This window comes from Erwinia sp. PsM31, from assembly GCF_030433775.1.
Taxonomy (GTDB): domain Bacteria; phylum Pseudomonadota; class Gammaproteobacteria; order Enterobacterales; family Enterobacteriaceae; genus Erwinia; species Erwinia aeris.
On record NZ_JARUWZ010000011.1, the window covers coordinates 54140 to 73096 of the forward strand.

The 18957-nt window shown below is 58.6% G+C and carries 15 protein-coding genes; 8 read left to right on the forward strand and 7 right to left on the reverse strand.

All coding sequences use genetic code 11. From position 1 onward, the window contains the following. Window positions 1–638 precede the first annotated feature (638 nt). Together QCD69_RS10920 and arsC are read left to right on the forward strand one after the other, a co-directional pair. Window positions 639–2093, forward strand: coding sequence for a beta-barrel assembly-enhancing protease (locus QCD69_RS10920; protein WP_253459397.1), 1455 nt, complete (start codon window positions 639–641; stop codon window positions 2091–2093). Between the two features lie 7 nt (window positions 2094–2100). Then, window positions 2101–2454, forward strand: a complete 354-nt coding sequence (gene arsC / locus QCD69_RS10925) for an arsenate reductase (glutaredoxin) (protein WP_253461249.1) — start codon at window positions 2101–2103, stop codon at window positions 2452–2454. Here arsC and hda read toward each other — a convergent pair. The 3 genes from hda to upp all read right to left on the reverse strand — a co-directional run bounded on the left by hda (window position 2451) and on the right by upp (window position 5324). Continuing rightward, complete coding sequence (hda, locus tag QCD69_RS10930) at window positions 2451–3158, reverse strand: DnaA inactivator Hda (protein ID WP_125289556.1); 708 nt, start codon at window positions 3156–3158, stop codon at window positions 2451–2453. The genes arsC and hda overlap by 4 nt on opposite strands. A gap of 85 nt (window positions 3159–3243) precedes the next feature. After that, the gene (gene uraA, locus QCD69_RS10935) at window positions 3244–4521 is read right to left on the reverse strand and encodes a uracil permease (protein ID WP_301252008.1); all 1278 of its coding nucleotides are present in this window, start codon (window positions 4519–4521) and stop codon (window positions 3244–3246) included. Window positions 4522–4697: 176 nt separating this feature from the next. Next, complete coding sequence (gene upp, locus QCD69_RS10940) at window positions 4698–5324, reverse strand: uracil phosphoribosyltransferase (RefSeq protein WP_125289554.1); 627 nt, start codon at window positions 5322–5324, stop codon at window positions 4698–4700. Window positions 5325–5565: 241 nt separating this feature from the next. Here upp and purM point away from each other — a divergent pair, with 241 nt between their 5' ends. After that, window positions 5566–6606 (forward strand): phosphoribosylformylglycinamidine cyclo-ligase, encoded by a 1041-nt coding sequence (gene purM / locus QCD69_RS10945; protein WP_253459391.1) that lies wholly within the window; start codon window positions 5566–5568, stop codon window positions 6604–6606. Beyond that, entirely contained in the window at window positions 6603–7241 is a 639-nt protein-coding gene (gene purN / locus QCD69_RS10950; RefSeq protein ID WP_253459388.1) for a phosphoribosylglycinamide formyltransferase, read from the forward strand. The genes purM and purN overlap by 4 nt, the downstream gene beginning before the upstream one ends. A 28-nt stretch (window positions 7242–7269) precedes the next feature. On the opposite strand, the gene pstB is transcribed toward purN, so the two are convergent. Genes pstB through QCD69_RS10965 form a run of 3 tightly spaced genes read right to left on the reverse strand, consistent with a single transcriptional unit; the run spans window position 7270 to window position 11809 of the window. Beyond that, entirely contained in the window at window positions 7270–8037 is a 768-nt protein-coding gene (pstB, locus tag QCD69_RS10955; RefSeq protein WP_301252009.1) for a phosphate ABC transporter ATP-binding protein PstB, read from the reverse strand. 14 nt (window positions 8038–8051) lie between these two features. Beyond that, on the reverse strand, window positions 8052–9689 hold the full coding sequence (pstA, locus tag QCD69_RS10960) for a phosphate ABC transporter permease PstA (RefSeq protein WP_301252011.1): 1638 nt from the start codon (window positions 9687–9689) through the stop codon (window positions 8052–8054). Next, window positions 9686–11809: an ABC transporter permease subunit gene (locus QCD69_RS10965; RefSeq protein ID WP_301252012.1), complete on the reverse strand. Its 2124-nt coding sequence runs from the start codon at window positions 11807–11809 to the stop codon at window positions 9686–9688. The genes pstA and QCD69_RS10965 overlap by 4 nt, the downstream gene beginning before the upstream one ends. A gap of 157 nt (window positions 11810–11966) precedes the next feature. Here QCD69_RS10965 and ppk1 point away from each other — a divergent pair, with 157 nt between their 5' ends. From ppk1 to tehB, 3 genes are read left to right on the forward strand one after another with little or no spacing between them, the layout of a single operon-like run. Next, the gene (gene ppk1, locus QCD69_RS10970; RefSeq protein ID WP_253459378.1) at window positions 11967–14027 is read left to right on the forward strand and encodes a polyphosphate kinase 1; all 2061 of its coding nucleotides are present in this window, start codon (window positions 11967–11969) and stop codon (window positions 14025–14027) included. A 5-nt stretch (window positions 14028–14032) separates the two neighbouring features. Beyond that, window positions 14033–15562: an exopolyphosphatase gene (ppx, locus tag QCD69_RS10975; protein ID WP_253459376.1), complete on the forward strand. Its 1530-nt coding sequence runs from the start codon at window positions 14033–14035 to the stop codon at window positions 15560–15562. Further along, window positions 15559–16155, forward strand: coding sequence for a tellurite resistance methyltransferase TehB (tehB, locus tag QCD69_RS10980; protein ID WP_253459374.1), 597 nt, complete (start codon window positions 15559–15561; stop codon window positions 16153–16155). Before ppx ends, tehB begins: the two co-directional genes overlap by 4 nt. Before the next feature lie 3 nt (window positions 16156–16158). Here the strand turns inward: tehB and QCD69_RS10985 are convergent, their stop codons facing one another. Continuing rightward, window positions 16159–18405 (reverse strand): sensor domain-containing phosphodiesterase, encoded by a 2247-nt coding sequence (locus QCD69_RS10985; RefSeq protein ID WP_253459372.1) that lies wholly within the window; start codon window positions 18403–18405, stop codon window positions 16159–16161. 287 nt (window positions 18406–18692) lie between these two features. Between QCD69_RS10985 and QCD69_RS10990 the strand changes: the two genes are divergently transcribed. Continuing rightward, window positions 18693–18869 carry a YfgG family protein gene (locus tag QCD69_RS10990; RefSeq protein ID WP_125289545.1) on the forward strand — a complete coding sequence of 59 codons (177 nt, stop codon included), beginning with the start codon at window positions 18693–18695 and terminating at the stop codon, window positions 18867–18869. Window positions 18870–18957: the final 88 nt, after the last annotated feature.

Sequence of the window (18957 nt, forward strand, 5' to 3'; positions counted from 1 at the left end):
TAACGAATCGGAAACGGAACAGAGGGAAGTGAAGTTATCGTGTAAATCTGACGCAAAGATTGAGTAAATTATTTCTTGCTGTAAATAAGCGCTACTCTGCTTTTATAAGTGCGGCACTGCTCGTCGGTTTTATTTATCTGTTTTATTTAAAAGCGAGATATATTTTTAATCAGAAAAAAGTGCCAGCGTATAAAAGCATTTCCTCCTCAACGCTTTTTATTATTCCTGCTGAGTCAGCCATGGTTCTTTGGCTAAGCAAAAAATTCTGATAAAGCCTGGAGCGGGATTATAAAGATAAACGCAAGGAAGGCCTGTGCAAGAGACGGCGAGAAGGATCGGTTTACAGCCATTTTTAGGAGTAAACCTAAACAATTTTCGTGCCATATTCAATTTTACTGAATAAATTTACCTGAATTTACTTAATAATCCGCTTTCCTGCCCCTGTGTGCCAGCAGGGCCTACGTTCAGTTTTTTTCGCTGACTTTAAGGTATGCTCGTCCGGCCCGGTATTTATTCATGCTTAGCGGCGTTTCCTTCCTTATCACCTCTGGTTAAGATAGCCGCTGAAGAGCGCCGTCCTGCAGAACCGTTAATCCTTCTGCCGGGCAATTGAGGACGTTATCAGAATAGGATTTTGCATGATTAACCGACTGAAAAGGTGCGCGCTGGCGTCGCTGATCCTGCTGCCCACGATAGCCGCGCAGCCTGCCAGGGCCGACATCAGCGATACTTTGCCGGATATCGGCACCACCGCAGGCAATACGCTTTCCGTTAATCAGGAACTGGCGATGGGGGATTTCTATGTTCGCCAGCTGCGGGCCAGCGCGCCGCTGATCAACGATCCCCTGCTCAATGACTATATCAACCAGCTGGGCCAGCGGCTGGTGGCGCACGCCTGGTCGGTCAAGACGCCGTTCCACTTTTTCCTGGTCAGCAATGACGAGCTGAACGCCTTTGCCTTTTTCGGCGGCAACGTGGTGCTGCATTCCGCCCTGTTCCGCTATACCGAAAACGAAAGCCAGCTGGCCTCGGTGCTGGCACACGAAATTTCTCACGTTACCCAGCGTCACCTGGCGCGCGCGATGGAAGAGCAGCAGCGTAACGCGCCGCTGACCTGGGTGGGCGCGCTTGGCTCCATTCTGCTGGCGATGGCAAACCCGCAGGCCGGGATGGCGGCGTTAAGCGGCACGCTGGCGGGCGCGCAGCAGGGCGTGATCAGCTTTACCCAGCAGAACGAGCAGGAGGCTGACCGTATCGGCATTCAGGTCTTGCAGCGCGCGGGGTTCGATCCCCAGGCGATGCCCAACTTTCTGCAAAAGCTGTCCGACCAGTCCCGCTTCGCCTCTAAGCCGCCGGAAATTTTGCTGACCCATCCCCTGCCCGACAGCCGCCTGGCCGATGCCCGCAACCGCGCCAACCAGATGAAGCCCGTCGTAGTGCAGTCGTCACAGGATTTCTATATGGCGAAAGTGCGCGTGCTGGGCATGTACGCGACGGGAAAAAACCAGCTTGGTGACGATCTGCTGGAAACATTGAGTAAAGGCAACACGCGCGAGCAGACCGCCGCGCAGTACGGCAAGGCCGTTCAGTTCCTGCAGGCGAAAAGCTATGACAACGCCCGACGCATTATCGCGCCGCTGCTGGCCGCTCAGCCGAATAACGTCTGGTATCTGGATCTGATGACCGATATTGATATCGGCCTGAAGCAGCCGCAGCGCGCTATCGCCCTGCTGGAAAAAGCCAAAGCATCCAGCCCGGTGGTACAGCTCAACCTGGCTAACGCTTACGTCGAGGCGAAGCAGCCCGCCAGCGCCAGCAAAATCCTTTATCGCTATACCTGGACGCATAAAGACGATCCCAACGGCTGGGATCTGCTGGCGCAGGCGTCGTCCGCTCAGGGGCTGACGGATGAAGAAGAGGCGGCGCGGGCGGAAAGCCTGGCGCTGAACGGCCAGCTGGATCAGGCGATCCGCAGCCTGAGCGACGCCAGCGCCGCCGTGCCGCTGGGCAGCCTCAAGCAGGCCCGCTACGATGCCCGTATCGATCAGCTGCGCTATTTACAGCAGCGTTTCCGTCAGTATCAGAAAAGGTAAGCGAATGATGTCGAACGTTGAGATTTACCATAACCCACGCTGCTCCAAAAGCCGCGAAACGCTGGCGCTGTTGCAAAGTAAAGGGATTGAACCGGAAGTCGTGCTCTATCTGAAAAATCCGCCGACTGTCGCCACGCTGGAAAGACTGCTCCTTCAGGCGGGCTTCAGCTCTGCGCGCAAGCTGATGCGCAGCAAAGAGGCGCGCTATCAGGCGCTGAACCTGGACGATCCCACGCTTAGCGAAGCGGATTTGCTGGCGGCAATGGTCGCTTATCCGGAGCTGATTGAGCGCCCGATCGTGGTGGCTAACGGCAAGGCGCGGCTGGGCAGGCCGCCGGAGCAGGTGCTGGCTATCCTTTAAAGATCCAGCGCCTCTTTCACGAAGGGAATGGTCAGCTTGCGCTGGGCGCTGATCGAGGCGCGATCCAGCTTGTCCAGCGTCATAAACAGCGTGCGCATTTCCCGATCCAGCCTTTTTAGCAGAAAGCGGCCGACATCTTCTGGCAGTTCAAAACCGCGCAGCCGCGCCCGCAGCTGGAGCGCCTGAAGCTTGTCGTCATCCGACAGCGGCTGCAAACGATAGATTTGTCCCCAGTCCAGACGGGAAGCGAGATCGGGCAGCTTCAGGTTCAGCTGGCGCGGCGGGCGATCGCCGGTGATCAGCAGACGGGTGCGGCCCGTTTCCAGAATACGGTTATAGAGATCGAAAATCGCCATTTCCCAGGGTTCGTCGCCGGCGATGCACTCGATGTTGTCGATGCAGATCAGCGCCAGCTGTTCCATACCGTCCAGTACTTCAGGCACGAACCAGGTACGCTTGTCGAGCGGCACGTAGCCCACGGCTTCGCCACGCGCGGAGAGTTCCGCACAGGCCGCGTGGAGCAGATGGCTGCGCCCGCCGCCTTCACGCGACCAGAAATAGAGATAGCTGCCGTGCTCCTGCTGTAACGCCCCTTGCAGCGCGGCGATCAGCGACGGGTTATCCCCCGGCCAGAAGCTGGCGAAGGTTTCATCATCGGGCAAATAGAGCGGCAGTGAGAGCTGTGCCGGAGTGTTCAGAAGCACCTCAGTAATGGGTCGAAATCCGGCGGCAGTTTATCACAGTTCTTTAAGGATTATGAAACGGGCAGCGCCGCTGCCCGTCAGATCTTTACTCGCGATCCTGCGGATCCAGAATGACCTCTTCCGGGCGGATCAGCGTAATCAGCCGGAAGATCAGGCTCAGCCCGATGCCGACGATAGTCGCCAGCGCCATGCCTTTCAGCTCTGCCGCGCCAATATGCACCGTGGCGCCGCTGACGCCGATGATCAGGATCACCGAGGTCAGGATCAGGTTCTGCGCCTTGTTGTAATCCACTTTGGATTCAATCAGCACGCGGATACCGGAAGCGCCAATCACGCCGTACAGCAGCAGCGACACGCCGCCCATCACCGGCACCGGCACCGCCTGGATCGCGGCGGCCAGCTTGCCAACGCAGGAAAGCAGAATGGCAAGAATAGCCGCGCCGCCAATCACCCAGGTGCTGTAAACGCGGGTAATTGCCATCACGCCAATATTTTCGCCATAGGTGGTGTTAGGCGTAGAGCCGAACAGGCCGGAAAAAATCGTCGAGACGCCGTTGGCAAACATCGAGCGATGCAGGCCGGGATCTTTCAGCAGGTCTTTTTTAACGATGTTCGCCGTAACCACCAGATGCCCGACATGCTCGGCGATCACCACCAGCGCCGCAGGCAGAATGGTCAGCATTGCCGCCCACTCGAAGCGCGGCGTGTAGAAGGTCGGCAGCGCAAACCACGGTGCCGCTTCAACCGATGACCAGTTTACGATGCCCATAAACCAGGAAAGCGCATAGCCGACCAGCACGCCGATCAGGATAGGGATAATCGCCAGAAAGCCGCGGAACAGCACCGAGCCGAAAACGGTCACCGCCAGCGTCACCATGGAAATCAGAATGGTTTTGCCGTCGACCGCCGCGCCGTTAGCCGGCAGCAAACCGGCCATATTCGCCGCCACGCTGGCCAGCTCCAGCCCGATGACCGCCACGATAGCGCCCATCGCAGCCGGTGGAAACATCACGTCCAGCCAGCCCGTTCCGGCTTTTTTTACAATTAGCGCCACCAGGCAGAACAGCACGCCGCAAAGGATAAAGCCGCCCAGCGCCACCTCGTAGCCCAGCGGCAGCAGCAGCAGCACCGGCGAAATAAAGGCAAAGCTGGAGCCCAGATAGGCCGGGATTTTCCCTTTACAGATAAAAAGGTACAGCAGCGTGCCGATGCCGTTAAACAGCAGCACGGTGGCCGGATTGATATGAAACAGGATAGGCACCAGCACCGTCGCGCCAAACATGGCGAACAGATGCTGGAAGCTGAGTGGGATGGTTTGCAGCAACGGTGGCCGCTCGCTTACGCCGATAGCGCGACGCGTCATGGTGAGTTACCCCTTATTTTTCACAATAAAAAACCGACTCTCTGGTCGGCTTGATCGCTGGCAGTCATGATAAAACGCGGGTTGCAGGCCGATGCCCGGCGCGGCCGTTGGGCAACGCGCGGCGATGCCGGACGCTGTCCGGCCCCGGACGGGCGGATAAAAGGCCTGCGGCTTTATCATTTCGTACCGAAGATCTTGTCGCCCGCGTCGCCAAGGCCCGGAATGATATAGCCTTTTTCGTTCAGTCCCTGATCGACGGAGGCGGTATACAGCTCCACGTCCGGATGCGCTTTTTCCAGCGCCGCGATGCCTTCCGGCGCGGCAACCAGCACCAGCACTTTAATACTGCTGCAGCCCGCTTTCTTCAGCAGGTCGATAGTGGCGATCATCGAGCCGCCGGTCGCCAGCATAGGGTCAACCACCAGCGCCATGCGCTCTTCGATATTGGAAACCAGCTTTTGAAAATAAGGCACCGGCTCCAGCGTCTCTTCGTCGCGATACACGCCCACGACGCTGATGCGCGCGCTGGGCACGTGCTCCAGCACGCCTTCCATCATGCCCAGGCCGGCACGCAGGATAGGCACAACGGTAATTTTTTTGCCTTTGATCTGGTCGATTTCCACCGGGCCGTTCCAGCCTTCGATAGTGACCTTTTCCGTTTCTAAATCCGATGTGGCTTCATAAGTCAGCAGACTTCCCACCTCCGAGGCGAGTTCACGAAAACGTTTGGTGCTGACGTCCTGTTCACGCATCAGACCCAGTTTATGTTTGACCAGCGGGTGTTTGACTTCCACGATCTTCATTGTTTTACTCCCGGAGTGTATGGCTGCAAAAAAAAATCGCGAGATTATAGCGCCATTTAGCAGCCAGTACCTATTACTTAATCCGACTTCTGCCGGATCCCTGCCATCCCCTTAAGGATTAGCGTAAAGTGAGCGCGGCGCAATGGTGGCGAAGATGAGGCTCGCAAACGTTTGCCTGCGCTGTTAGAATTGCCGCGCTTTATTACCAACCACCAACCGCAAACCGCGTGGGGATTTCGCAGTGACCGACAAAACCTCTCTCAGCTATAAAGACGCCGGTGTAGATATCGATGCTGGCAATGCTTTAGTCGACCGTATCAAAGGCGTAGTGAAAAAGACTCGTCGCCCGGAAGTGATGGGCGGACTGGGCGGTTTCGGTGCGCTTTGTGCGCTGCCGCAAAAATACCGTGAACCGGTTCTGGTTTCCGGCACTGACGGCGTCGGCACCAAGCTGCGTCTGGCCATGGACCTGAAGCGCCACGATGCCATCGGTATCGACCTGGTTGCGATGTGCGTGAACGATTTGGTGGTCCAGGGCGCCGAGCCGCTGTTCTTCCTTGATTACTACGCCACCGGTAAGCTGGATGTGGAGACGGCCGCCAGCGTGATTACCGGTATTGCAGAAGGCTGCTTACAGTCCGGCTGCGCGCTGGTCGGCGGCGAAACGGCTGAAATGCCCGGCATGTATCACGGCGAAGATTACGACGTGGCGGGCTTCTGCGTTGGCGTGGTGGAAAAGTCGGAAATTATCGACGGCAGCAAAGTCAAAGACGGCGACGTGCTGATTGCGCTGGGTTCAAGCGGCCCGCACTCCAACGGCTATTCGCTGGTGCGCAAAATTCTGGCGTTCAGCAATACCGACCCGGAAACCACCCTGCTTGAAGGCAAGCCGCTGGCGGATCATCTGCTGGAGCCAACCCGCATTTACGTTAAAAATATTCTCAGCCTGATTGAGCAGGTTGACGTCCACGCTATCGCCCACCTGACCGGCGGCGGCTTCTGGGAAAACATCCCGCGCGTGCTGCCGGACAACACCCAGGCGGTGCTGTCGGAGTCAAGCTGGCAGTGGCCTGCCGTGTTCGGCTGGATGCAGGAAGCGGGCAACGTCAGCCGCTTTGAAATGTATCGCACCTTTAACTGCGGCGTCGGCATGGTGATTGCGCTGGACGCCAGCGAAGCGGATAAAGCGGTAGAGCTGATGACCGCCGCCGGCGAAAAAGCCTGGAAGATTGGCGTGATTAAAGCCTCCGATGCCGAAGAGCGCGTGGTGATTAACGCATGAAGCGGCTCGTCGTGCTGGTTTCCGGCCAGGGGAGCAATCTCCAGGCCATTCTGGACGCCTGCCGGCAGGGACGGATCCACGGCAGCGTTGCTGCCGTGTTCAGCAACAAAGCCGACGCTTACGGCCTGACGCGCGCGCGCGAGGCGGGCGTGCCCGCTCATGCGCTGGCGGCCGCGCAGTTTGCCGATCGCGACGCCTTCGATCGCCAGCTGATGCTGGAAATTGACGCCTACGCGCCCGACCTGGTGATCCTGGCAGGCTATATGCGTATTCTGAGTGCGGATTTCGTGGCGCGCTACGCGGGCAGGATGCTGAATATCCACCCTTCCCTGCTGCCGAAATATCCTGGCCTGCACACGCATCGCCAGGCGATTGAAAACGGCGACGAAGAGCACGGCACCTCGGTGCATTTCGTTACCGAAGAGCTGGACGGTGGCCCGGTGATCCTTCAGGCCAAAGTACCGGTTTTTTCCGGAGATACGATCGATGAGGTCGCGGCGCGCGTGCAGCATCAGGAGCACGCTATTTATCCGCTGGTGGTCGGCTGGTTTGCGGATGGCCGCCTGAAAATGCAGGACGGCGCGGCCTGGCTGGACGGCGAGCAACTGCCGCCGGAAGGCTACGCCTGGGGCTAAAAGGGAAACCGGCGTTTCCCTTTTTTATTCAGCCATAGCGTCCCGTAATATAATCCTCTGTGCGTCGCTGGCGCGGCGCGGTAAAAATCCTGTCCGTTTCGTCAAACTCCACCACGCTGCCGTGATGCATAAACGCGGTATAGTCGGATACGCGCGCGGCCTGCTGCATATTATGCGTGACCAGCACCAGCGTGAAATGCTGTTTCAGCGTGCTCATCAGTTCTTCAATCACCAGCGTGGAGATCGGATCGAGCGCCGAGGTCGGCTCGTCCAGCAGCAAAATTTCCGGTTCGATGGCGATGGCTCTGGCGATCACCAGCCGCTGCTGCTGGCCGCTGGAGAGCGTTAAGGCATTCTGCCAGAGGTTGTTTTTTACCTCTGACCAGAGCGCCGCCGCGCGCAGCGCGCTTTCCACCGCCTCGTCCAGCACGCGCCTGTCGCGTACGCCCTGAAGACGCAGCCCGTACACCACGTTTTCATAGATGGTTTTGGGGAACGGGTTTGGCCGCTGAAAAACCATGCCGACCCTTCTGCGCAGCGCCGCGAGATCCTCATTGCCGCCCAGAATCGACTGCTGCTGCAGGCGGATATCGCCCGTAACCCGACAGCCGTCAATCAGATCGTTCATGCGGTTAAAGCAGCGCAGCAGCGTCGATTTACCGCAGCCCGACGGGCCAATCAGCGCGGTAATGCGGTTTTTGGGCACGCGCAGATCGATTGCCTTCAGCGCCTGTTTCTCGCCATACCACAGCGAAAGGTTCTCCACCTCCAGCGCGGTGTCCTGCTCGTTTGGCATTACGCTCTTCTCCATTAATTAATCAGCGCGCGGTAGCGTTCACGCAGCCGGTGGCGCAGCGCCATCGCCAGCAGGTTCAGCGCCAGAATAATCAGCACCAGCAGCAGCGCCGTGGCGAAAACCAGCGGCCTGTCCGCCTGCGCGTGGGGATTCTGAAACGCCAGATCGTAGATTTGGAAGCCAAGATGCATAAATTTGCGGTCAAGATGCAGATAGGGAAAAACCGCATCCACCGGCAGCTCCGGCACCATTTTCACCACGCCAACCAGCATCAGCGGCGCGGTTTCGCCTGCCGCTCGCGCCACCGCCAGGATCAGCCCGGTCAGCATCGCCGGGATCGACAGCGGCAAAACCACATGCCACAGCGTTTCCGCCTGGGTTGCGCCCAGCGCCAGCGATCCCTGCCGCAGCGTCTGCGGAATGCGCGACAGCCCCTCTTCCGTGGCGACAATCACCACTGGCAGCGTCAGCAGCGCCAGCGTCAGCGACGCCCAGAGCAGGCCCGGCGTGCCGAAAGTGGGATTGGGCAACGCGTGCGCGAAGAACAGCCGATCCAGGCTGCCGCCGACCAGCCAGACAAAAAAGCCCAGCCCGAACACGCCGTAAACGATGGAGGGCACGCCAGCAAGATTGACTACCGCGATGCGCACAAGACGCGTAAGAAAACCGTTGCCGGCATACTCATGCAGCCAGATCGCCGCCACCACGCCAAGCGGCATCACCACCACGGACATCAGCAGCACCATTAAAATCGTGCCGAAAATAGCCGGAAATACGCCATCTTCGCCCAGGCTGCCGCCGGAAGCGCCGCTGACAAAATGCCACAGCTGCGAGCCAAAATGGCGCCACTTTTCGCCGTAGCTCATGGCGTTGGGATACCAGGCCGCCAGGATCTGCGTCAGCGGAATAAGATGCTGCGATCCCGTGACGTCGCGCAGCACCAGCACGGTGCCTTCGTTCTCCTGGCTCAGTCCGGTCAGCGCCTGCGCCTGCTGGCGAAACTGCCGCTGAAGCTCGGCGCTGTCCGCCTGCCAGATGCTCTGCGCCTGCGGCGTATAGCGCTGCTCCTGCTCCAGGCGCTGACGTTTACGATCCAGCTGCTCCATTTCGCTGTTCAGCCGCGCCAGCGCCACATGGCGAATTTTTTCTGCCTGCCGCTGGCGCTGCCGCGTCTCTTTAATCCGCTGCTGTAGCACGCGCATCATATCGGCAGCCACCAGCGGCCTTCCGTTTTCGCGCAGGCCGTCAAACCAGCCGTAGGCCATACCGCCGACGCGACGTTGCAGGGCGATAACGTTGCCTGGCCGCTCCGTCGCGATAATATCGCTGCTGAGCAGGCTGTGAAAATCACTGTCGCTGAAGTCGCGGTTGCCGGTTTTAATCAGGTAACGCGTCACGTGTTCCGGCAGATTATCCGGCAGCGGCGCGCCGCTGGCCTCGAGACGCTCGCGCGGGACGCCCTGAGAGCTGGCGATTTCACCCAGCGTCTGCGGCGCATGATCCACCGTAAACAGCGTCACCGGCTGCGGCCAGAAGTAGCGCATGGCCGACCAGCCGAGCAGCGCGATCAGCAACAGAAACGCCAACAGGCTCAGCGCCACCGCGCCGCCGGTCAGCCATCGCCAGCGATGATTGCGGCTAACGGCGCTCATCCCTGCATTTCCTGCTGGCTGAAGCGCTGACGCAACCGCTGACGCACCAGCTCCGCCAGGGTGTTGACCACCAGCGTAAAGACCAGCAGCACCAGCGCGCTCAGAAACAACACCCGATAATGGCCGCTGCCTGCAGCGGCTTCCGGCATTTCTATCGCCACGTTAGCGGAGAGCGTGCGTACGCCCTGTAATAATCCGCCTTCCGTCACCGGCGTGTTGCCCGTTGCCATCAGCACGATCATGGTTTCTCCTATCGCCCGGCCAAAGCCGATCATCAGCGCCGCAAAAATACCGGCGGACGCGCCCGGCAGCACAACGCGCGTTAAGGTTTGCCACTGCGTCGCGCCCAGCGCCAGCGATCCCTGCCCCAGCGACGGCGGCACGCTGAAAATGGCGTCCTCGGCCAGGGTGAAGATCAGCGGCACCAGCGCAAAGCCCATCGCCACGCTGGCGATCAGCAGGTTACGCTGCTGATAGCCGCCGCACAGGCTGTCGGCCAGGCTGACGCCCAGCACGCGGTGTTCCAGCATCGGCAGCAGCCAGAGGCAGCCCAGCGTCACCAGCAGCAGTACCGGCAGTAAAATCCAGATTTCACGCCCTTCGCCGCACAGCCGCCTGCGCCATTTTTCCGGCAGCCGTTGTGAAACGTGGCTGCACAGCAGCAGCGCGGCGGCCAGCGCCAGCGGCCACAGCAGCACGCCCGCCAGGCGATCCGCCAGCTGCGGCGCCAGCCACAGCCCGGCAATCAGCCCGATCACCACGCTGGGCAGCGCGCCCATCATCTCTATCGCCGGTTTTACCCAGCGACGCAGCGCGGGCGCCATAAACCAGGCCGTATACATAGCGGCGGCCAGCGCCAGCGGCGTGGCGAACAGCATCGCCAGTCCCGCCGCCTTCAGCGTGCCGACCACCATTGGCACCAGGCTGAACTTGCCCTGGTAATCGTCGTTGGCCGACGTGGACTGCCAGACGTAGTCCGCCTGCGGATAGTGCTCATACCAGACTTTTTGCCACAGGTTGCGCCAGCTGATATCCGGCCAGGGGTTGCTGAGGTGATAATGCTGCCAGCTGCCCTGTCGCTCCACCAGCAGCCCGTCGCCGCGCGGCGCAAAGGCCGCGTTCAGCACGCCGGGATCGAGCTGGCTGCGCAGCACCACGCCTTCCTGCTTGCTGGCGAACAGCTTAAATTCGCCCGCCGGGTTTAAGGTAGCGAACACGCGGCGATGCGCCTCGCTTAACAGCAGAGGCTGGTTGCTGGCGTGATGGAAAGCACGGATAGCGTTCAGATGCGGGCCGGTCGCGCTGGCGATATCAAACCACTGGGTGATGCTGTCGTGGTCAGCCATCAGCAGCGTGCTGCCCCCGCTGAGCTGGGCCAGCCGTTCCGGCTGTTGCAGTAAGGTGTGGGATTCGCGCAGCGTCAGACCGCCGTCGGTGATGCGCCAGACGCGCAGGCTGTTTTTGGCAAGGCCGTACAGCAGCCGTCCATCGGGCGAAATCATCAGCTGGCTGACGTCCGGCACGCTGACGCTGAAGCTTGCCGTCGCCTGTAGCGGCTGAAAGCGGTAAAGCGTGATCTGCGTGGCGCTGGCCTCGGCCACCAGCCAGCGGTTTTCCGCCGTCTGCGCCAGCGCAATAACCTTCGCGTCGGGATTGCCGCCCAGCGGCTGGTCGCCCAGCGGAAACTTCCAGCGCGGCTCCGCTTCGCTGAAGTCGGGCTGCACCAGCGTCAGGCCGGCGGCGCTTTTCAGCAGGACGCTGTCGTTATCCGTCGCAACGGCGACGCGGCCCTGCGCCAGCCGTAGCGCAGGCACTTTCGATTGATTCATCAGCGAAAGGAATTCCGCCCTGCCCTGCGCGTCAATACGCCATCCCCACTGCTGCTGCGCGTCCATGCCCATTGCTACGGCCGGCTGGTCCTGATCCAGCGCAATGCGGCTAACGCTGCCGAGCGTCGGCGACGAAAAAAGCGGCACCACCACCCAGATCAGCCAGACGAACAGCAGCAGCATCACCAGCAAAATCGCCAGTCCGCAGGCCATCACCACGCGTCGGGTCAGCCGATCGATAAACTGCCGCCGCCGATCGTTATAATGTGCAGGAATGGGAATTGGGTTCATGCCAGTCTTCGCTATAAAATGCGCTTAAGCGCCTTATGTTGCCCGTATGTGGCTAATAAGACAATCGGGATTCGCCATAGACAGGGCTGTCATACTCTCGTCATAATGCCCCGAGACAATGCCTGGTTTTTTACAGGATCTGTGGAACGGAGTAAAAATGGGTCAGGAAAAGCTTTATATAGAGAAAGAACTAAGCTGGTTATCCTTTAATGAGCGCGTTTTACAGGAAGCGGCGGACAAATCCAATCCCCTGATTGAACGGATGCGGTTTTTGGGCATCTACTCCAATAATCTGGAAGAGTTTTATAAAGTCCGCTTCGCCGATCTGAAACGCCGCATTTTGATTGGGGAAGAACAGGGTTCGCCCGACACGCCGCGCCATCTGCTGAAAAAAATCCAGGCGCGCGTGCTGAAAGCCGATCAGGAATTTGACGGGTTGTATAACGATCTGCTGCTGGAAATGGCGCGCAACCAAATTTTTCTGATCAACGAACGTCAGCTCTCTCCCAATCAGCAAAGCTGGCTGCGGCACTATTTTAAACACGAGCTGCGGCAGCACATTACGCCGATCCTGGTTTATCCCGACACCGATCTGATTGAGTTTCTGAAAGACGACTACACCTATCTGGCGGTAGAGATTATTCGCGGCGAAAAGATTGACTATGCGCTGCTGGAGATCCCGTCTGATAAGGTGCCGCGCTTTGTCAACCTGCCGCCGGAAACACCGCGCCGCCGCAAACCGATGATCCTGCTGGATAACATTCTGCGCTACTGTCTGGGCGATATCTTCCGCGGCTTTTTTGATTACGATGCGCTGAACGCCTATTCGATGAAGATGACCCGCGATGCGGAATATGACCTGGTCACCGAAATGGAGTCCAGCCTGCTGGAGCTGATGTCTTCCAGCCTGAAGCAGCGCCTGACCGCCGAGCCGGTGCGCTTTGTCTATCAGCGCGATATGCCCGACGCGATGGTGGAGATGCTCAGCAAGAAGCTGAACATCAGCAACTATGACTCCATCGTGCCCGGCGGCCGCTACCATAACTTTAAAGACTTTATCGGCTTCCCGAACGTCGGCAAGGCCAATCTGGTCAACAAACCGCTGCCGCAGCTGCGCCACATCTGGTTTGACCGCTTCCGCAACGGCTTTGACGCCATCCGCAATCGCGACGTGCTGCTTTACTATCCTTATCACACCTTTGAGCACGTGCTGGAGCTGCTGCGCCAGGCTTCTTTCGACCCTGCCGTGCTGGCGATAAAGATCAACATTTACCGCGTGGCGAAGAATTCACGCATTATCGATGCGATGATCCACGCGGCCTATAACGGTAAAAAAGTCACCGTGGTGGTGGAGCTACAGGCGCGTTTCGACGAAGAGGCGAATATTCACTGGGCGAAACGCCTGACGGAAGCGGGCGTGCACGTGATTTTCTCCGCGCCGGGCCTGAAAATTCACGCCAAGCTGTTTTTAATTTCCCGTCGTGAAAACGGCGAGATCGTCCGCTACGCCCATATCGGCACCGGCAATTTCAACGAAAAAACGGCGCGGATTTACACCGACTACTCCTTACTGACCGCAGATGCCCGCATCACCAACGAGGTCAGACGCGTCTTTAACTTTATCGAAAACCCCTATCGCCCGGTGAGTTTCGAGCACCTGATGGTGTCGCCGCAGAACTCACGCCAGATGCTCTATCAGCTGATTGATAACGAGATAGCCAACGCGCAGAAAGGCATTCAGGCCGGCATCACGCTGAAGATCAACAATCTGGTCGATAAAGGCCTGGTGGATCGGCTTTACACCGCCTCCAGCGTCGGCGTGAAGGTTAACCTGCTGGTGCGCGGCATGTGCTCGCTGATCCCCAATCTGGAAGGCATCAGCGATAATATCCGCGTGATCAGCATTGTCGATCGCTATCTGGAGCACGATCGCGTCTATATTTTCGATAACGGCGGCGACAAAAAAGTGTTCCTCTCCTCCGCCGACTGGATGACACGCAATATCGATTACCGTATTGAAGTGGCCTGCTGCATCCTTGACCCTATTCTGAAACAGCGGGTGCTGGATATTATTGGCATCCTCTTCAGTGATACGCTTAAGGCGCGCTTCGTAGACAAAGAGCTTAGCAACCGTTACGTTCCGCGCGGCAACCGCCGTAAGGTGCGCGCGCAGCTGGCTATTTACGATTACATTAAATCTCTGGAACAACCTGACTAACCACTATGCCAATATCCCAGAAAAGTACGCCCAAACCCCAGGAATTCGCCGCCATCGACTTGGGCTCAAACAGTTTTCATATGGTGATTGCCCGCGTGGTGGACGGCGCCATGCAGGTGCTCGGCAGGTTGAAACAACGGGTGCATCTGGCCGACGGCCTGGATCACAACAACGTGCTGGCCGAAGAGGCGATTGAACGCGGCCTGAGCTGTCTGGCGCTGTTCGCCGAGCGTTTGCAGGGCTTCAGCGCGGCCAACGTTACCATCGTCGGCACCCACACGCTGCGCCAGGCGGTGAATGCGGAAGACTTTTTACGGCGCGCGGCGGACGTCATCCCCTACCCGATTGAAGTTATTTCCGGGCAGGAAGAGGCGCGCCTGATTTTTATGGGCGTGGAGCACACCCAGCCTGAAAAAGGCCGCAAGCTGGTGATCGATATCGGCGGCGGCTCGACCGAACTGGTGATCGGTGAAGATTTCGAACCCAAACTGGTGGAAAGCCGCCGCATGGGCTGCGTCAGCTTCGCCAATCTCTATTTCCCCGGCGGCGCCATCAGCAAAGAGAATTTCCGCCGCGCGCGGCTGGCCGCCACGCAAAAGCTGGAAACGCTCTCCTGGCAGTATCGCCTGCACGGCTGGCAGTACGCGCTGGGCGCGTCCGGCACCATCAAAGCCACGGTGGAAGTGCTCCAGGCGATGGGCGAGAAAGACAAGCTGATTACGCCAGAGCGGCTGGAGAGTCTTTATGACGAGGTGATTAAGCATAAGTCTTTCGACAGCCTGAGCCTGCCGGGCCTTTCCGACGAGCGTAAGGTGGTGTTTGTGCCGGGCCTGGCTATTCTCTGCGGCGTCTTTGACGCGCTGGCTATCCGCGAGCTTCGGCTTTCCGACGGCGCGCTGCGCGAAGGCGTGCTTTATGAGATGGAGGGCCGCTTCCGCCATCAGGATATTCGCAGCCGTACCGCGCAGAGCATGGCGAACCACTACGCCATCGACAGCGACCAGGCCCGGCGCGTGCTGGACACCACCGAACAGCTCTACGTCCAGTGGCGGGATCAAAATCCTAAGCAGGCGAATCCGCAGCTGGCCGCGCTGCTGAAATGGGCGGCGATGCTGCATGAGGTGGGGCTGACCATCAACCATAGCGGCCTGCATCGCCATTCGTCCTATATCCTGCAAAACACCAATATGCCGGGCTTTAATCAGGATCAGCAAACGCTGCTGGCGACGCTGGTACGCTGGCATCGCAAAGCGGTGAAGGTGGACGAGCTGCCGCGCCTGACGCTGTACAAGAAAAAGCAGTTTCTGCCGCTGGTGTTTCTGCTGCGGCTGGGCACGCTGCTGAACAATCAGCGCCAGGCGACTTCGACGCCCGATTCGCTGCTGCTGGAGACGGACGACGGCCACTGGACGCTGACCTTCCCCCGCGATTACTTTAGCCAGAACAATCTGGTTCAGCTCGATCTGGAACGCGAACAGAGCTACTGGAAAGAGGTGACCGGCTGGCAGCTGACGATCAAAGAGTCCGATGAATGAACCAGAAGCCCGACCATTACTACACCGAAAAGTATCAGCTTACCGCCCCGCACTCTGAAGTGGTGGCGGCCGTTAGTCAGATAGCGCCCGGCGGTCGGGCGCTCGATCTGGGCTGCGGCAGCGGGCGGAATTCGCTTTATCTTCATCTGAAGGGATTTGAGGTAACCGCCTGGGATCGCAATCCGGCGCGTCTTGAGCAAATTATTGCGGAAGAGCAGCTGAGCGGCATTCACACGGCGGTTAAAGATCTTAATGATGTGAGGTTTAACGGCGCTTACGAGCTGGTGCTCTCTACCGTGGTGATGATGTTTTTACAGCCGGAAGCCATTCCGCAGCTGATTGCCGATATGCAGGCCAGCACGGTACGGGGCGGCTATAACCTGATTGTCTCGGCGATGGACACGGAGGACTATCCGTGTTCGCTGTTCCCCTTCACGTTTAAATCCGGCGAGCTGAGCGAGTACTATCGCAAATGGCGGATCGTGAAATATAACGAGCATGTCGGCCAGCTGCACCGCACGGACGAGCACGGCAACCGCATTTCGCTGCGTTTCGCCACGCTGCTGGCGCAAAAAGAACGGGTGAAAGAGTAGCGGCTAGTCGGGCAGCCTCTGCGGAGGCGCCTCGTCCTTCTCCACCAGCGAATACAGCGGCTTTGCTTCGCCGTACAGCGCGCCCTGAAGGTAATCCACGCCCAGCTTGCGCAGCAGAGTGTCTGCCTCCTGCGTTTCCACATCCGCCGCCACAATCTGCATCTTTTTCAGCCGGGCCATAATGCAGGTTGATTCAATGATTTGATAATCCAGGCTGTTATTAAACATATTGCGGACAAACTCGCCGTTAAGCCGCAGCATATCCGCTTCGATCTGCTTTAACAGCGCGTAGCTGCCGTAGCCGTGGCCAAAGTTGCTGATAGCGACGCGGCAACCCAGATAGCGCAGCTGGTCGATGGCCCGATAGCCACCGCCGTGCGGCGTCAGCATCGGCGACTCTTCCACGTAAAAGATCAGCTGCCACGGCTCAACGCAGTAATCCTGTAACATCGCCTGTATCTCTTTCGCCAGCCCCGGCCTGCACAGGCTAAGGGTGAAAAGCTCCGTCGCAATGCGGATCCCGGGCAGCCTTGTCCGATGCTGGTTGATAAAAGAGAGGATCTGGCGCAACCGCCAGCAGTCCAGCTCCCAGGTTAAGCCGAACTCGTTGATGACCGCATAAAACTCTGTTGCCGGTACCGGTTCGCGATGGTCGTTTTCCAAAGCAAGCCAGACCGCGTGATAGTCGTCGCCGCGCACGCCGCAAATTCTCTGCGCAATCAGCTGGAAACCGTTGGATTTTAGCGCCTGCTGGATGGTATTCAGCAGCGCGATTTTTTTGCTGATGCGGTACTGCACCGGCTGCGTCATTTTCTGCTGCAGGTTCTCCGTTATGCCGCTGGTCAGCGAGAGCTCCGCCATGCCGCTCAGCTCGCCGAGCAGCTCATAAAGATGATTGACCGGCGGCAGGACGCTGCAATAGCTGACGCCGATACCGGGATGCACCGGCAGGCCGTCCCAGCTCAGGCAGTAATCTTTCAGCCGGGCCGTGATCTTTTCAATCCGCGCCAGCTGCCCGCTCCCTTCCAGCCGCATCACTAAATCGAAGCCGGGGAGCTGATAAACGTCTTCCTCCGGCTGAAGTTCAGGCTTCAAATGGGCGGCCAGGCTGCTTTTATAATGAATACGCAGGCGCAGTCCATAGATACGGCTCAGGCGATCCAGATCGGGGATAGTCAGAAAGCAGAGCGTGGAGCCGGGGCTGTTTGCCAGCGCCAGGCTCAGCGCGCGCAGATTAGGCAGGTTCATGACGGGATCGTTTAACGCCGCCGCTTTGGTTCTGGCCAGCGTGCGGCGCTGGCGCGTGGTGATAGCCGCCATCAGCAGCAGGCTAAGGCTGAACACCAGCAGATTGGCTGAAATAACCGCCAGCTGATAAGGCCCGGTATCCGGATGAAGAAAACGATCGCGCAGCTGATAAAGCACCATCAGCAGCAGCGCCCAGAGCAGGCCGGTAAAAAGATAGCCGAAACGCATCGCTGCCCAGAGCATTAAAGGCAGCATCAGGGGCAAACCGTATTCGGTTGCCAACAGATTCTGCCGGCCAGGCGCGACCTGAAGCAGCATGGTCAACAGAAACGCCAACAGCAGCGTCCATACCACGCCTTCCGTTTTGCTGACCTCGGGTGAAAACTGCTGGCGAAGGCGAAAGATCGTCAGCCGCAGATAGCCCGGACTGCGCAGGCTGCGGACGACCAGATAGCAGACCGGCACCATAGTGACGCAAGCCAGCAGCACGGACTGAAAATTCAGCAGCGTATGCAGCGAAAACGGTTCCCAGGGGAAAATCGAGCCTTTTAGCGGCACAAGGCCTGCCGTCGCCAGCCCCTGCATCATAAAAACAAACAGCGAGGGAATAAAAAAAGCCAGCCAGAACAGCCTGTTGGGCATCAGGCGCAGCTCGCCATAGCTGACGCCCCAGCGCCGTTTCACCTGAAGCCGGTAGCCGCTCCAGCCGCTTAACAGCACCAACAGCCAGGTGGCGGCGATCGCCGCCGCAGGCCCGGGCGCGTAGCGGTTAAAATAGTAGAGGCTCAGCCCTGTTGCTATCCCCGGAAAAGCCTTCCAGTCATACACCAGCAGCATCGCTATGATCATAGCCAGCGGCAGATAGATCAGATAAACGTAGCCATCCAGCATCCAAAGGCGCACCGAAAGCTGCGTGGTGAGCGGCATCAGAATAGCCGGCAGAATAAGGGCAAGCCCCCAGGGGCTTTGACGGAAGCGGTTAAGGCGGGCCGTGATGATCATGATACTCGCTGGATAACAGGGCGATCACGCCCGAACAGGATAGGCCGGAGCAGACCGGCGCTGGCGTATCCGCAATACTATGCATATTCCTCCGGCTAAAATTGATCTTCATCATTTTCAATGCTTTTCTCTGCCAGAATCTCGCTGCCGTCAGGGAAGCTGAGAGGTAAACCCGCCGCGCCGCGCGTCTGAACAAAGCCCTCTCCTTCGGGCGATCGGCATTGACCTGGCGGCCGCGCTGTGTCTAAATTGTGCAATTGCCTACGGGCTAACTTCAGGAAACTTGCGTGAACCGCGCCATGCCATTCAGAAAACAGCGTAAAACAAGCCGTATGACCCGGATCGTTTTGCTGGTCAGCTTTATTATCCTGGCAGCACGCCTGCTTTATGTGCTGCCCGGGGCTATCGAACACCACAAACAAAAACAGCAGGAAACGACGGTCTCTGCCCCCGGCGCTAAATAGCGGCCTGGCCGCCTGAAAAAGTGCAACTTATTCCGTTCATCCGCCCAAATTAAGCAATACTTACTTCTTTGTCCGCTTTTGCCAGACA